Source organism: Yersinia proxima (assembly GCF_902170785.1).
GTDB classification, from domain to species: Bacteria; Pseudomonadota; Gammaproteobacteria; order Enterobacterales; family Enterobacteriaceae; genus Yersinia; species Yersinia proxima.
The window spans coordinates 105116-120514 of the sequence record NZ_CABHYG010000002.1 but is presented as its reverse complement, the minus strand read 5'-3'; the positions used below and the strand labels follow the sequence as shown (position 1 = coordinate 120514).

Here is a 15399-nt window from a genome sequence, read left to right as displayed (position 1 = left end):
TACCTACTGAGTTTTCGAGTGTTATGCGATTAAATCCCAGCCAACAACAAGCCGTCGAATTTGTCACCGGACCCTGCCTGGTGTTGGCCGGTGCGGGATCGGGCAAAACCCGAGTCATCACCAATAAGATTGCGCATTTGATCCGCCAATGTGGCTATCAGCCACAACATATTGCTGCGGTAACCTTTACCAATAAAGCCGCGCGTGAAATGAAAGAACGTGTGGCTCAGACGTTGGGGCGCAAAGAAGCACGGGGTTTGATGATCGCGACGTTCCATACTCTGGGGCTGGAAATCATCAAAAAAGAGTACAAGGCGCTGGGGATGAAATCCAATTTCTCTCTGTTTGATGCGCAAGACCAACTGGGTCTGTTGAAAGACCTGACCCATAAGTGGTTGGAAGACGATAAAACCTTACTGCAACAGTTAATATCCCAGATCTCAAACTGGAAAAATGATCTTCTCGATCCTGCCGCCGCTGCGGCGTTGGCTCGATCCGAGCGCGATAAATTGTTCGTCCATTGCTATGGCTTATATGACGCACATTTAAAAGCGTGCAATGTATTGGATTTCGATGATCTCATTTCATTGCCCACCTTATTGCTGCAAAACAATCTGGAAGTGCGCGAACGCTGGCAAAACCGGCTGCGTTACCTATTAGTGGATGAATACCAAGACACCAATACCAGCCAGTACCAAATGGTTAAATTGCTGGTGGGCAGCCGGGCGCGTTTTACCGTGGTGGGTGATGACGACCAATCCATCTATTCATGGCGTGGCGCACGGCCACAGAATTTAGTCTTGTTGAATGAAGATTTCCCACAGTTGCAAGTGATCAAGCTGGAGCAAAACTACCGCTCCTCGGGCCGTATTTTGAAAGCGGCCAATATCTTGATTGCCAATAATCCGCATGTTTTTGAAAAAAAGCTCTTTTCTGAGTTGGAGTATGGCGATGAGCTAAAAGTGATTACCGCCAATAATGAAGATCATGAAGCTGAAAGGGTGGTCGGTGAGCTTATCGCCCACCATTTTGTGAAAAAAACGCAATACAGCGATTATGCCATTCTGTATCGCGGCAATCACCAGTCACGGCTGTTTGAAAAGCTGTTGATGCAAAACCGTATCCCTTATCGTATCTCCGGCGGGGATTCGTTTTTCTCACGTCCAGAGATCAAAGATTTACTGGCTTATTTGCGAGTATTGACCAATCAGGATGATGACAGCGCATTCTTACGTATCGTGAATACCCCAAAGCGCGAGATAGGGTCTGCGACGATTCAAAAATTGGGTGAATGGGCTAATGTGCGTAATAAAAGTCTGTTTCGTGCCAGTTTTGATTTAGGGCTGGGCGAGCATCTGAAGGGGCGCGGTCTGGAGTCATTACAGCGTTTCACTCATTGGATGGACGGCATTATTCGCTTAGTGGAACGTGAGCCGATCGCAGCAGTGCGGGATTTGATTCACGGCATCGATTATGAAAGCTGGCTGTTCGAAACCTCTCCTAGTCCGAAAGCGGCTGAAATGCGGATGAAGAACGTTAATTTATTATTCAGCTGGATGACCGAAATGTTGGAAGGGTCAGAGCTGAATGAGCCGATGACACTGACTCAGGTTGTCACACGTTTTACCCTGCGCGATATGATGGAGCGCGGGGAAAGTGATGAAGAGCTGGATCAGGTACAACTGATGACACTACATGCTTCAAAGGGGCTGGAATTCCCGTATGTGTTTTTGGTTGGTATGGAAGAAGGTTTGTTGCCCCATCAAAGCAGTATTGATGAAGACAATGTAGATGAAGAGCGGCGGCTGGCCTATGTGGGCATCACCCGCGCTCAGCGTGAACTTTTTTTCACCTTATGCAAAGAGCGGCGGCAGTATGGTGAGCTGATTCGGCCAGAACCCAGCCGTTTCCTGATGGAGCTCCCGCAGGATGATTTGAAATGGGAAAATGAGCGCAAGGCCGTTAGCCCGGAAGAACGGATGCAAAAAGGCCAGAGTCACCTGGCCAATATTCGAGCGCAATTAGCGAATGCTAAAAAGCCACAGTGAGTACTCAAAACCAATAGTGGGCAGGAGATAACAGAACCTGCCCATCTGTTATTGATTAAGGCGCGACAGGTTTACCATCAACCTTGACGTTTTTCACATCGCTGAAGTGCCACGGCGTATCGCCCCGCAATTCAGTGAAAGTGACTTTATTAAATTCACTATCACGTAGGTCACTGATTGCTGTCGGCGTGACGTTGTTAAGTTGCACATTGTTCACGTGAACCAGACGGTGCCAGGCTTTGTTCGCTGTATCCCCTTTGATTTCAATAGATGGATTTTTGCCCGTGGTATTATCCACCGTCACATTTTTTAATGTGAAATCATAGAATTGGGCAGGGATCTTGGCTGGTGGGTAATCAATGTTGGCATTGCTATCAGCATAATCCAATGTCATCACCATCACTTGTTTCGCCAGATCACGCATTGCATTATTGCGGAAAGTGACATTACGAGCACCACCACCGATGGTGCTGGTACTTTTGGCGCGCAGGCCGATATCAGTCAGGTACATCACATTATTTTCGGCCAGAATATCTTCAATCCACGCCCCTGTGTGGCTACCCGTGACTATCGCGCCGTGCCCCATCCGGAAATAGTTATTAAATAACCATGCACCTTTCATAGGTTCTTGTTCCTGGGCTTTTTCTCCTGTTCCTGCCGCAAAGTTGATGCAGTCATCGCCGGTATCAAAGAAGTTATTAAACACCATGACATTCTGGCTGTTACCGAACTCGATACCATCGCCGTTATTTGCATCATATGTTTGGTGAATCAATCCATTGGCAACCACATTGTGGTTTTCCAGATTCATAATGCCGTGGAAGGCAGGGTTACGTACCGTAAAGCCCGCCAGATACACGTTTTCTACTCCGCGTAATGTCATTAGGCTGGAGCGACGTTGGCCATAGGCATTTTTCAAATCCATACCATCAGAAACAGCCTTTTCAACCTGATTTTTAGCCAGAATGCCGTCTTCATGCACTTTACTATTCTTACTCGCAACATATTGCGGCAGTGGTCGGCCTAATTCATCAGTAATTTCAGCGGTTTTTGCGCGTAGCCAACCATTGCCATCAATTACTCCGGAGCCGGTAATCCGAATATTGCGGAATGTGCCCGGCTTGCTGTTATTAGGATCGATGGCATTGATCAACGATGCTGGGCGCTCAATGGTAGAATAAGGATACAAACGGTAGCCCGCAGGGTAATCATCTGGATTCTCTGAACCCAATAATGTGGCACCGGCCTGTAGGTTAAGGGTCATGTCACTTTTCAGCCAAAGCGCACCACTTTTGTAAGTGCCCGCAGGGATTTCGACACGGCAGCCGGGCTTACAGCTATCAATTGCTTGCTGTATGGCTTTGGTATTCAATGTTTTTCCGTCATCGATGGCACCAAAATCACGCACATTCACAATCTGCGGCTTGGCGCTGGTTTTGGCGGTAATGGGCTTACTGGCGACAGATAAAGAACCATCGGCGTATTGTGCTTTCACCGTAAATTGATAGCTGGTTTCGGGTTTTAGCCCCATCACCGTAAAGTTTTGCATCACAATTTTATGTTGGAAATTATCTTTATCATTGGCATAGAAATGATCGATATAAGGCTTGGCCGGTGAGAATTTATCATTATTATCGCTGGCCTTACCTAACAATTTCCCCGCAGAGAAAATCTGATAATCAACTATTTTGCGGGTATCTTCCGGCGCTTTCCATACCAGAACAATACTGCTCTCATCATAGGCGAGAGTGGGAACTTGTAGCTGCTGAGGAGCATCGAGACTACTTGATTTTGCTGCCATTGCCATCGGAGTACCCACCATCAGACTGGTTATAATCACTAGCATACCTGTAGTTCGTGGGCGTTGAAGCTGTGCTTGCATTATTATCCCTTTCCAATAAAGAAACAGTGTTTTATAAAAATACATACAATGTTTCTTTTTTAAACTGAGGGTGATCACAATCTGATAGTTTTATGGGGATTTACAGTAAGAATATAAGCGAGGGGAAGGCGACCGAGGCCGCCAACAACAAAGAACTTAGTTAAATTCTTCTAATAGCAGTGGCCACTGAACATAGCTCTGCCAATGACTTTCTTGCTCTAATGCCTCTGCGCGGTAAGGATGTTGCTGCAACCAGCCGTGAGGTAATAGCACATAAAGTGTTTCACCATTGGCCCGCAGACGGACGGCTGGCAGAGTGTCATCGCGGCGACGGCTGGAGAATATAATGGCCAGACGCAATAAACGGCATAGGTGCTGAGCCATATCTACTGGCAATGCGTTCTGTTGATTCAACAGTGAGAGATCGAGAGTATCACTCTGATTTTGCAGCAAAGCCGCGAGTAAGAGTTTTTGAGCGGGAGTAAAACCGGGTAGATCCAGATTGCGTATCAGGTAAGCGGCATGTTGCGGAGCACGTTTAAAATCGATACTTAAGCCAATTTCGTGAAGCAAGCAGGCATTTTGCAATAACTCGCGACATCGGCTGTCGAGACGCCACTCCTTTTCTACCTGAAGCAAAAAGTTATCGGCCAATTTACTGACGCGCTTGGCTTGCTCAGTATCCAAAAAGTAGCGGCGCTGTATATTTCGTACCGTTCGGCTACGAATATCCTGCTCAACCGGCAAATGAAGCATGCCATAAACCAGCCCTTCACGTAACGCACCGCCTGCCAGCGTCATACTTTCAATCGCCAGCTCCTGGAATATAGCAATCAGGATAGACAAGCCGCTGGGGAAAACCAGCGCTCGTTCCAGTGTTAAACCGGGGATTTCCAGCTCTTCTAACTTGCCGCATTGAATCGCTCGTTGTTTGAGCTGCTGCAATTTTGCCAGCGTGATCAGTTCGTCCATACCCTGAGCGACCATGATCTCTTGCAGCGCCTGAACTGTGCCTGAGGCACCGACACAGATTTGCCAGCCATGTTCGCGAAAACGTTGCGCGACAGGTTTTAGCATTTCACGGGCAGCCGACTCCGCGCGATCAAAATTGTCTTTTACCAGATTGCGGTCACTAAAGTAACGCTCCAGCCAGGTGACACAACCCATTGATAAACTAACCAGAATATTGGCCTGAGCGCCATTGCCAGTCACGAGCTCTGTGCTGCCACCACCAATATCGACGACTAAACGCTGCTCTGGCCCACCGGTAGTATGTGCAACGCCGTGATAAATCAGACGTGCTTCTTCTTCACCACTGATGACCTGAATCGGGCAACCGAGGATTTCGGTCGCAGTTTGCAGGAATTCTTCGGCATTTGAAGCCAGACGCAGGGTTGCAGTTGCCACCACGCGGATCTGATCCAAAGGAATGTCCTGCAAACGCTCTGAAAAAAGTTTCAGACATTGCCAACCACGCTCCATCGCTTCTTGCGATAGATGATTTTGGGTATCCAGACCCGCAGCCAGGCGGACTTTCCGCTTGATCCGGGCCAGCGTTTGGATACTGCCAGCCACCTCACGTACTACCAACATATGAAAACTGTTGGAGCCAAGATCGATGGCAGCATAAAGTGAGGTGGAACTTAGCATCATTTATCAGCTCGGTCGCTTACGGTTATTCCGTGGTGCACCACTGCGACGTGGGGCAGAGTTACGGCGTGGGCCATTCCCGGTGCGGGTACGAGCCAGACGTTTTGGCGCCGGCAAATCAGTTAATAGCGCATCGCTATTATATTTGCTTACCGGAATGCTATGACCGGTATAGGTCTCAATAGCCGGTAAGTTTAATGCGTATTCTTCACAGGCCAGGCTGATGGAATGACCACTTTCGCCAGCACGACCGGTACGGCCAATGCGGTGAACATAGTCTTCGCAATCATCAGGCAGGTCATAGTTGAAGACGTGGGTTACCAGTGGAATATGCAAACCACGAGCAGCAACATCAGTTGCAACCAGGATATCCAAATCACCTTTGGTAAAATCTTCTAAAATCCGCAGGCGTTTTTTCTGTGCGACATCACCGGTCAACAGACCGACACGATGACCATCGGCAGCCAGGTGGCCCCAGATTTCTTCACAACGGTGCTTGGTATTGGCAAAAATAATGCAGCGATCTGGCCACTCTTCTTCAATTAATGTCTGAAGCAGGCGCATTTTTTCTTCATTTGAAGGGTAGAACAGTTCTTCCTGAATGCGGTGGCCGGTTTTTTGTAACGGTTCCACTTCAACATATTCGGCGTTGTTCATTTGTTCGAAGGCCAATTCACGTACGCGGTACGAAAGTGTGGCAGAGAACAGCATGTTCAAACGCTTATCAACGGAAGGCATACGGCGGAACAGCCAGCGGATATCTTTAATAAAGCCTAAATCGTACATCCGATCAGCTTCATCCAATACCACAACCTGAATCGCACCGAGGTTAATATAATTTTGTTTTGCGTAATCGATTAAACGGCCAGTTGTCCCGATAAGAATATCTACGCCACTTTCCAGCACTTTAAGCTGTTTGTCGTAGCCGTCACCACCATAAGCCAAGCCCAATTTCAGACCCGTTATCTGGGAAAGTGACTCTGCATCGGAGTGAATTTGCACAGCTAATTCACGCGTTGGTGCCATAATCAATGCGCGCGGTTGATTAGTCTGACGACCCTCTTCTGCGGGGTGAGAAAGCAAATAATGGAAAGTAGACGCTAAGAATGCCAGCGTCTTGCCGGTTCCTGTTTGCGCCTGACCCGCTACATCACGCCCAGAGAGGGTGAGTGGCAATGCTAACGCCTGGATCGGCGTACAATACTGAAATCCTTTGTTTTCAAGGGCTTCAATAACTAGCGGGTGCAGGGCGAAGTCGGAAAACTTCTGTTCGGTCAAGTGTGTTTTGCTCATAGTGTGGTAGAATATCAGCTAACTATTGCTTTACGAAAGCGTATCCGGTGAAATAAAGTCATCCTATTGTTGGTTAATGCTACACCAACGAGGTAGACACAATCCTTTGGAGTAGAACATGAGCGATAAAATTATTCACCTGAGTGACGACAGCTTCGACACTGACGTGCTGAAAGCCAGCGGCCTGGTTCTGGTCGATTTCTGGGCTGAATGGTGTGGTCCGTGCAAGATGATTGCTCCGATTTTGGATGAAATTGCTGAAGAGTATGAAGGCAGACTGACTATCACTAAATTGAATATTGATGACAACCAGGGCACGGCACCTAAATACGGTATCCGTGGCATCCCTACGCTGTTGTTGTTCCGTGATGGTGAAGTTGTGGCAACCAAGGTTGGTGCCTTGTCTAAGGGTCAGCTTAAAGAATTCTTGGATGCGAATCTGTAAGCGGCGTTAGCCGTCACAATACCCAAAGTCATTGAAGTTGCAGCAAGGCAGCAAACGAGCGAATCCCGATGAGCTGACTCAGGTCAGTGATTCGGGTGAGTAAGAGTTGCTAACACAGCAGTGGCTTCAAGGCTGTAGGGTATGTTTAGCGGCAGTTGTGATTTCTCACACTGACCGCTAGACGCCTGCAAAGAAGCGTGTTAAGTTTACTCCACTGCATATAGAACATTCCTGTGTATTGAGACCGGGTTTGTAGCATCTAGCTTAATTCTTTAGTACCTAATAAATAGTCTGTAGCATCTAAATAGTTTGAATCTAAAGTTTTACTCTATGTCGAAATAATTTGTGTTGAGAATATGTATGAACTCAATCGGTTTTTGACAGTCTAGTGTTTTACTAAATCAGTCTAAGGCACCTTCAATCTTTACACCGTTGTGTCGCGCAATCTCGCGTAAGTCATTACTTGCGTAGTTTGGCCAAGGCCGGTGATTGAATGTCCCATTAAACAGGCACGGATGACGCTGCCATACCATTCACGACCATAGTTCGAGACATACCCCGAGTTTAAGAACCCACCATTATGAATCTTACCGAATTAAAGAACACGCCGGTTTCTGATCTGATAACACTTGGCGAAAATATGGGGCTGGAAAACCTGGCCCGGATGCGTAAACAAGATATTATTTTCTCTATCCTTAAGCAGCACGCGAAAAGTGGAGAAGATATCTTCGGTGACGGTGTGTTGGAGATATTGCAGGATGGATTTGGTTTCCTCCGTTCTGCAGACAGCTCCTACCTCGCCGGTCCCGACGACATCTACGTATCCCCAAGCCAAATTCGCCGTTTCAACCTCCGCACCGGTGACACCGTTGCCGGTAAGATTCGCCCACCTAAAGAAGGTGAGCGTTACTTTGCATTGTTGAAAGTTAACGAAGTTAACTATGACAAACCGGAAAATGCCCGTAACAAAATCCTCTTCGAAAACTTAACCCCATTACATGCCAATTCTCGTCTGCGCATGGAACGTGGTAACGGTTCGACTGAAGATTTAACTGCCCGTGTCCTTGATTTGGCATCGCCAATCGGTCGTGGTCAGCGTGGGCTGATTGTGGCTCCGCCAAAAGCGGGTAAAACTATGCTATTGCAGAATATCGCTACCAGCATTGCTTACAATCACCCTGATTGCGTATTGATGGTACTGCTGATTGACGAGCGCCCGGAAGAAGTGACCGAGATGCAACGTCTGGTTAAAGGTGAAGTCATTGCTTCCACCTTCGACGAACCAGCATCCCGTCACGTACAGGTCGCTGAAATGGTTATCGAGAAAGCGAAACGTCTGGTTGAGCATAAAAAAGACGTTATCATCTTACTTGATTCGATTACTCGTTTGGCCCGCGCATACAACACCGTAGTACCCGCTTCAGGCAAGGTACTGACTGGTGGTGTGGATGCTAATGCCTTGCATCGTCCTAAGCGTTTCTTTGGTGCCGCTCGTAATGTTGAAGAGGGCGGTAGCCTGACCATCATTGCGACCGCATTGGTTGATACCGGTTCTAAAATGGATGAAGTTATCTATGAAGAATTTAAAGGAACCGGCAACATGGAACTGCATCTGTCGCGCAAAATTGCAGAGAAGCGCGTGTTCCCTGCCATTGATTTCAACCGCTCTGGTACGCGTAAAGAAGAGTTGCTGACAACCACTGAAGAGCTGCAAAAAATGTGGATCTTACGTCGTATTCTTCATCCAATGGGTGAAATCGATGCAATGGAGTTCCTCATCAGCAAACTGGCAACAGCGAAAACTAACGATCAGTTCTTCGATAACATGAGACGTTCGTAAGTTTGACCCAAAGAATTTGGTGTCGCAGTTAACTCACTGTAGCTTCATATTTGAAAGGGTAGCAAAATCAATCAAAACGCCACGCACAGTCGTGGCGTTTTTTGTATTTGGAATATACGATAGGCGAGATTGTTATCTATAAATGGATGATGCAATCAAACCAACCTATATTTTTAGTACTTATTCATCATTACTGATGAAAAAATACTAAAAATAGAGTTGGGAATAGCAAGTAAGGCTGTCATCATATTCAGAAATAACTGAAAGCGTGGGGAAGGTATAGTTTATGCCATGCCGCATGCTAAGCTGTTGTATCTTTTTGCAGAGAGCGGTTAAACGTGAACTTACTCACCATGAGTACTGAAATATTTGTTATTTTCCTGTTTTCTCTGGCATTTTTATTTGTTGCTCGCAAAGTTGCCAAGAAAATTGGATTAGTTGATAAACCTAACTATCGCAAACGGCACCAAGGGTTGATCCCATTAGTGGGCGGAATATCCGTGTTTGCAGGTATTTGTTTTACTTTTCTGATTACCAATCAGCAAATCCCCCATTTTCGTTTATACCTCGGTTGTGCTGGTTTATTGGTGTTCGTTGGTGCTTTAGATGATCGTTTCGATATCAGTGTAAAAATTCGAGCCTTTGTACAAGCATTGGTCGGTATTGCCATGATGACAGTGGCAGGGCTTTATTTACGCAGCCTGGGGCACGCTTTTGGCCCATGGGAAATGATATTAGGGCCGTTCGGTTATGTCGTCACATTGTTTGCAGTATGGGCGGCGATAAATGCTTTCAATATGGTGGATGGTATTGATGGTTTACTCGGCGGACTGTCCTGCGTCTCTTTCGGTGCTATGGGGATTTTGCTGTATCAAAGTGGGCAAATGGCATTAGCACTGTGGTGTTTTGCGATGATCGCCGCCATCTTGCCTTATATTTTGCTAAACCTTGGGTTATTAGGCCGCCGCTATAAAGTTTTTATGGGGGACGCGGGCAGTACGCTCATTGGTTTCACCGCAATTTGGATACTGCTACAAACCACTCAAGGCAATACTCACCCGATTAACCCTGTTACCGCGTTGTGGATTATTGCCATTCCTTTGATGGATATGATTGCCATCATGTATCGGCGCTTACGCAAAGGGATGAGCCCTTTCTCACCCGACCGCCAGCACATCCATCATTTGATCATGCGTGCCGGTTTTACCTCACGGCAGGCTTTTGTCCTGATTACTCTGGCTGCGGCGTTGTTAGCCGCAGTGGGTGTTATCGGCGAACGACTGACATTTATCCCTGAATGGGTCATGTTGGCACTATTTTTGCTTGCATTTATATTGTATGGCTATTGCATTAAACGAGCATGGCGAGTGGCGCGTTTTATCAAGCGTACTAAGCGCCGGATGCGCCGTGCATCGCAAAATAAGCATGAATCTTAACCAGAGGCTTTTAGGCAGTGATGAAACCAGAATCTATGTCGACTGATAAAACAGGGTCTACCCATAATGAGCCTTCTGTGGATAACGAGTTAGATATCCGCAGTCTGTGCCGTACTCTTTGGCGCGGTAAAGTGTGGATTATCGGTATGGCAATTCTTTTTGCTGCTATTGCGCTGGGTGTTTCCTATCTGGTGAAACAACAGTGGAGCGCAACAGCCATTACAGACAAGCCAACCGTCAATAATTTGGGCGGCTATTATTCCCAGCAGCAATTCTTACGCAACCTGGATACTCGAATTAATAGCACTGCCATCAGTGAACAGCCTGGAATCTCGGACGAAGCGTACAGTGAGTTTATTACTCAGTTAGCCGCTTACGATACCCGCCGTGATTTTTGGCTACAAACTGATTATTACAAACAACGGCTGGAAGGTGATGCTAAAGCCGACGCAGCATTATTGGATGAACTGGTGAACAATATTGTGTTCACGCCACGTGATGACAAAAAAGTGCTGAATGACAGCATCAAATTGACGGCAGAAACCGCCTCAGATTCAAATAAGTTGCTGCGCAGTTACATTGATTTTGCCAGCCAACGTGCAGCGAGTCATTTGAATGATGAAATTCAAGGTGCTTGGGCTGCCAGAACTCAATCAATGAAAGCGCAAGTCAAGCGGCAGGAAGCAGTGGCAAAAGCCGTATTCGACCGTGAAGTCGCCGCCGCGACTCAAGCATTGAAAGTGGCCAGCCAGCAAGGGATTACCCGTAATCAAACGGATACCCCAGCTGAACAATTACCTGATTCAAAAATGTTTATGTTGGGTAAGCCGATGCTTGAAGCTCGGCTGGAAACATTACAGGCTACTGGGCCTAGTTTTGATATTGATTACGATCAGAACCGTGCAATGCTGGCAACATTGAACGTTGGTCCGACACTGGATAAAACATTCCAGACTTACCGCTACTTACGTACGCCAGAAGATCCGGTTACCCGTGATAGTCCACGTCGTGTATTCCTGCTGATTATGTGGGGTGCGATAGGGGCATTGGTGGGGGCTGGCGTGGTGTTGGTTCGTCGCACCAGTCGCACTGAGTAGTAGATTAAAGTAATGGGCGCATTGTGCGTCCAACTTGCAGGCGTTGTCTGCGGCTAACTGACCTTAAAGAGATTCACTGTGAAAGTGTTAACTGTTTTTGGCACCCGGCCTGAAGCCATTAAAATGGCTCCTCTGGTGCATGCCTTGGCTCAGGATGAAGCCTTTGAATCAAGAGTCTGTGTCACTGCTCAACATCGTGAAATGTTGGATCAAGTGCTGCGTTTATTTGAGATTCAACCGGATTATGATTTGAACATCATGAAGCCGGGACAGGGATTAACGGAAATAACCTGCCGTATTCTGGAAGGGCTAAAGCCTGTGCTGGCTGAGTTTAAGCCGGACGTTATTTTGGTACATGGTGACACCACGACGACGTTATCGACCAGCCTTGCTGCATTCTATCATCGTATTCCTGTCGGTCATGTCGAAGCGGGTTTACGAACTGGGAACCTCTATTCTCCGTGGCCAGAAGAAGCTAACCGTCAACTGACAGGCCATCTGGCCATGTATCACTTTGCACCGACGGAAAACTCGCGACAAAATTTGTTACGTGAAATGGTGCCGGATAATCGCATCTTTGTGACGGGTAATACCGTGATTGATGCGCTGTTCTGGGTGCGGGATCGGGTGATGAATAATCCGGAATTACGCGCCAGTCTCGCAGATCGCTATCCATTCATCGATACCAATAAAAAAATGATTCTGGTTACTGGCCATCGTCGTGAGAGTTTTGGTGGTGGTTTTGAGCGGATTTGCAGTGCATTAGCTGAAATTGCGCGTAAACATCCTGAAGTGCAGGTGGTTTATCCGGTGCATCTCAACCCGAATGTCAGCGAACCGGTCAACCGTATTTTGAAAGGGATTGATAATATCATCCTGATCGACCCGCAAGATTATCTGCCGTTTGTTTATCTCATGAACCATGCTTATCTGATCCTGACAGACTCCGGCGGTATTCAGGAAGAAGCGCCTTCATTAGGTAAACCGGTATTAGTCATGCGGGATACCACTGAGCGCCCGGAAGCAGTCGATTCTGGTACGGTTTTGTTGGTTGGCACTAATATTAATAAAATTGTCGATGCAGTGACCCGCTTGCTGACTGATGAAACTGCCTATCATCAAATGACACGGGCGCATAATCCTTACGGTGACGGGCATGCCTGTCAACGCATCCTTGAAGCCTTAAAGAATCATCAGGTGACGCTATGAGTTTTGAAACTATTTCTGTTATCGGTCTTGGGTATATTGGCCTGCCAACTGCTGCTGCTTTCGCGTCGCGTAAAAAGAAAGTAATTGGTGTGGACGTCAATGCCCATGCGGTTGAAACCATTAATCGCGGTGCTATCCATATCGTGGAGCCGGATTTAGATAAAGTGGTCAAGATTGCTGTCGAAGGCGGTTACCTGCAAGCCGTAACCAAACCACTGGCAGCAGATGCGTTTCTTATTGCCGTACCGACACCGTTTAAAGGCGATCATGAGCCGGATATGGTTTATGTCGAGTCAGCCGCTAAATCTATCGCACCGGTATTGAAAAAAGGCGACCTGGTCATTTTAGAGTCCACCTCTCCTGTCGGTGCCACTGAACAAATGGCACAATGGTTGGCTGAAGCTCGCCCTGATTTAAGTTTCCCCCAGAATGCTGGCGAAGAGGCCGACATTAACATTGCTTATTGCCCTGAGCGCGTATTGCCGGGTCAAGTGATGGTAGAACTGATTCAAAACGACCGCGTTATTGGCGGTATGACACCGAAGTGCTCTGCCCGCGCCAGTGAATTGTACAAAATCTTCCTGGAAGGCGAATGTGTGGTGACTAATTCCCGCACCGCAGAAATGTGCAAGCTGACCGAAAATAGCTTCCGCGACGTTAACATTGCTTTTGCCAATGAGCTGTCGCTGATTTGTGATGAGCAGGGAATTAATGTATGGGAGCTGATTCGCCTGGCGAACCGTCATCCACGCGTTAATATTTTGCAGCCAGGCCCAGGTGTCGGCGGCCACTGTATCGCGGTTGATCCTTGGTTTATCGTTTCGCAAAATCCACAACTGGCCCGGCTGATTCACACCGCCCGTCTGGTGAATGATGGCAAACCGCTATGGGTTGTTGATCGTGTTAAAGCGGCAGTTGCTGATTGTTTGGCGGCAACAGATAAACGCGCTTCTGAAGTGAAGATCGCCTGTTTCGGTCTGGCATTTAAGCCCAATATTGATGACCTGCGTGAAAGCCCGGCGGTTGAAGTCGCCCATCTGATCGCACAATGGCACACTGGTGAAACGTTAGTGGTTGAACCTAATGTTGAACAATTGCCGAAGTCGCTGACAGGCCATGTCACCTTGAAAGACACTGCAACTGCCTTGCAGCAAGCAGACGTGCTGGTGATGCTGGTAGACCATAGCCAATTCAAAGCAATCAAACCTGAAGATGTGAAGCAATCCTGGATTGTTGACACCAAAGGAGTATGGCGTTGAGACGTATTCTGGTCACAGGCGGAGCCGGTTTTATCGGTTCCGCAGTGGTAAGACATATTATCGATGGCACCTCAGATAGCGTGGTGGTGGTGGATAAACTCACCTATGCCGGCAATTTGGAGTCATTGGCGGTTGTTGCTCACAGTGAGCGCTACGCTTTTGAACAGGTTGATATCTGCGATCGTGTTGAGCTGGATCGTGTTTTTGCGCAATATCAGCCAGATGTGGTAATGCATCTGGCAGCAGAAAGTCATGTTGACCGTTCTATAGATGGCCCCGCTGCTTTTATCGAAACCAACGTAGTGGGCACTTACCAGATGTTGGAGGCCGCGCGCCACTATTGGCAAGTGCTGGATGCTGAGAAAAAGTTGGCGTTTCGCTTCCATCATATCTCAACTGATGAAGTGTATGGCGACCTGCACGGAACCGATGATTTATTCACCGAAACAACACCTTATGCACCCAGTAGCCCATATTCCGCATCCAAGGCATCCAGCGATCATTTAGTTCGCGCCTGGTTGCGGACCTACGGCTTACCGACTTTGGTGACCAATTGCTCTAATAACTACGGCCCGTATCATTTCCCTGAGAAATTGATCCCGCTGGTTATTTTGAATGCGCTGGCGGGCAAACCGCTGCCAGTCTATGGCAATGGTGCGCAGGTTCGCGATTGGCTGTTTGTTGAAGATCACGCCCGCGCCTTGTATCAAGTGGTTACCGAAGGTGTGGTGGGCGAAACCTACAATATTGGCGGCCATAACGAGCGCAAGAATATTGAAGTGGTGGAAACCATCTGCGCGTTATTGGATGAACTGGTTCCGGAAAAACCGGCAGGCATTGCTCACTACCGTGACTTGATTACCTTTGTCAAAGACCGGCCAGGCCACGATATGCGTTATGCCATTGATGCCAGCAAAATTGAGCGAGAATTGGGCTGGCGGCCACAGGAAACCTTCGAAAGTGGCATCCGCAAGACCGTATTATGGTATTTGAATAATAAATCTTGGTGGCAGCGTGTTCAGAATGGTTCTTACGCCGGTGAGCGTCTGGGCTTGAGTGACTAATACTCTTCATCTTTCAAGTTGCAGATGTGTTGGCTGCGCTCGGTCACCCGAATCACTGACTTATGTCAGCTCATCGGGATTTCCTTGCTTGCCGCCTTCCTGCACCTTGAAATCTATAGAGTATTTCGCTGAGTGATTGACGATCGGTTCGAAGTTTATTAATCATTGGGATGGCA

At 47.5% G+C, this 15399-nt stretch carries 11 protein-coding genes; 8 read left to right on the top strand and 3 right to left on the bottom strand.

Annotation, left to right across the window (positions count from 1 at the left end; translation table 11 throughout):
- The first annotated feature begins 23 nt into the window (after window positions 1–23).
- Window positions 24–2048: a DNA helicase Rep gene (rep, locus tag FTB31_RS01920; RefSeq protein WP_227722970.1), complete on the top strand. Its 2025-nt coding sequence runs from the start codon at window positions 24–26 to the stop codon at window positions 2046–2048.
- 55 nt (window positions 2049–2103) lie between these two features.
- Here rep and FTB31_RS01915 read toward each other — a convergent pair whose 3' ends face one another.
- From FTB31_RS01915 to rhlB, 3 genes are all read right to left on the bottom strand, one after another.
- On the bottom strand, window positions 2104–3930 hold the full coding sequence (locus tag FTB31_RS01915; RefSeq protein ID WP_227729151.1) for a glycosyl hydrolase family 28 protein: 1827 nt from the start codon (window positions 3928–3930) through the stop codon (window positions 2104–2106).
- A 156-nt stretch (window positions 3931–4086) separates the two neighbouring features.
- Window positions 4087–5580, bottom strand: a complete 1494-nt coding sequence (gene ppx, locus FTB31_RS01910) for an exopolyphosphatase (RefSeq protein ID WP_050076982.1) — start codon at window positions 5578–5580, stop codon at window positions 4087–4089.
- 6 nt (window positions 5581–5586) lie between these two features.
- Window positions 5587–6873, bottom strand: coding sequence for an ATP-dependent RNA helicase RhlB (gene rhlB, locus FTB31_RS01905; protein ID WP_004393131.1), 1287 nt, complete (start codon window positions 6871–6873; stop codon window positions 5587–5589).
- A 118-nt stretch (window positions 6874–6991) separates the two neighbouring features.
- Between rhlB and trxA the strand changes: the two genes are divergently transcribed.
- From trxA to rffG, 7 genes are all read left to right on the top strand, one after another.
- The gene (gene trxA / locus FTB31_RS01900; RefSeq protein WP_005162627.1) at window positions 6992–7318 is read left to right on the top strand and encodes a thioredoxin TrxA; all 327 of its coding nucleotides are present in this window, start codon (window positions 6992–6994) and stop codon (window positions 7316–7318) included.
- 580 nt (window positions 7319–7898) lie between these two features.
- Window positions 7899–9158, top strand: coding sequence for a transcription termination factor Rho (gene rho / locus FTB31_RS01895; RefSeq protein ID WP_004704159.1), 1260 nt, complete (start codon window positions 7899–7901; stop codon window positions 9156–9158).
- A 338-nt stretch (window positions 9159–9496) separates the two neighbouring features.
- Window positions 9497–10594, top strand: coding sequence for a UDP-N-acetylglucosamine--undecaprenyl-phosphate N-acetylglucosaminephosphotransferase (gene wecA, locus FTB31_RS01890; protein WP_072081770.1), 1098 nt, complete (start codon window positions 9497–9499; stop codon window positions 10592–10594).
- Between the two features lie 20 nt (window positions 10595–10614).
- Window positions 10615–11691, top strand: a complete 1077-nt coding sequence (gene wzzE, locus FTB31_RS01885) for an ECA polysaccharide chain length modulation protein (protein ID WP_175628124.1) — start codon at window positions 10615–10617, stop codon at window positions 11689–11691.
- 78 nt (window positions 11692–11769) lie between these two features.
- Window positions 11770–12900: a non-hydrolyzing UDP-N-acetylglucosamine 2-epimerase gene (gene wecB / locus FTB31_RS01880; protein ID WP_050076825.1), complete on the top strand. Its 1131-nt coding sequence runs from the start codon at window positions 11770–11772 to the stop codon at window positions 12898–12900.
- On the top strand, window positions 12897–14159 hold the full coding sequence (wecC, locus tag FTB31_RS01875; RefSeq protein ID WP_227727293.1) for a UDP-N-acetyl-D-mannosamine dehydrogenase: 1263 nt from the start codon (window positions 12897–12899) through the stop codon (window positions 14157–14159). The genes wecB and wecC overlap by 4 nt, the downstream gene beginning before the upstream one ends.
- Window positions 14150–15223, top strand: coding sequence for a dTDP-glucose 4,6-dehydratase (gene rffG / locus FTB31_RS01870; RefSeq protein WP_227731051.1), 1074 nt, complete (start codon window positions 14150–14152; stop codon window positions 15221–15223). Before wecC ends, rffG begins: the two co-directional genes overlap by 10 nt.
- Window positions 15224–15399 lie beyond the last annotated feature (176 nt).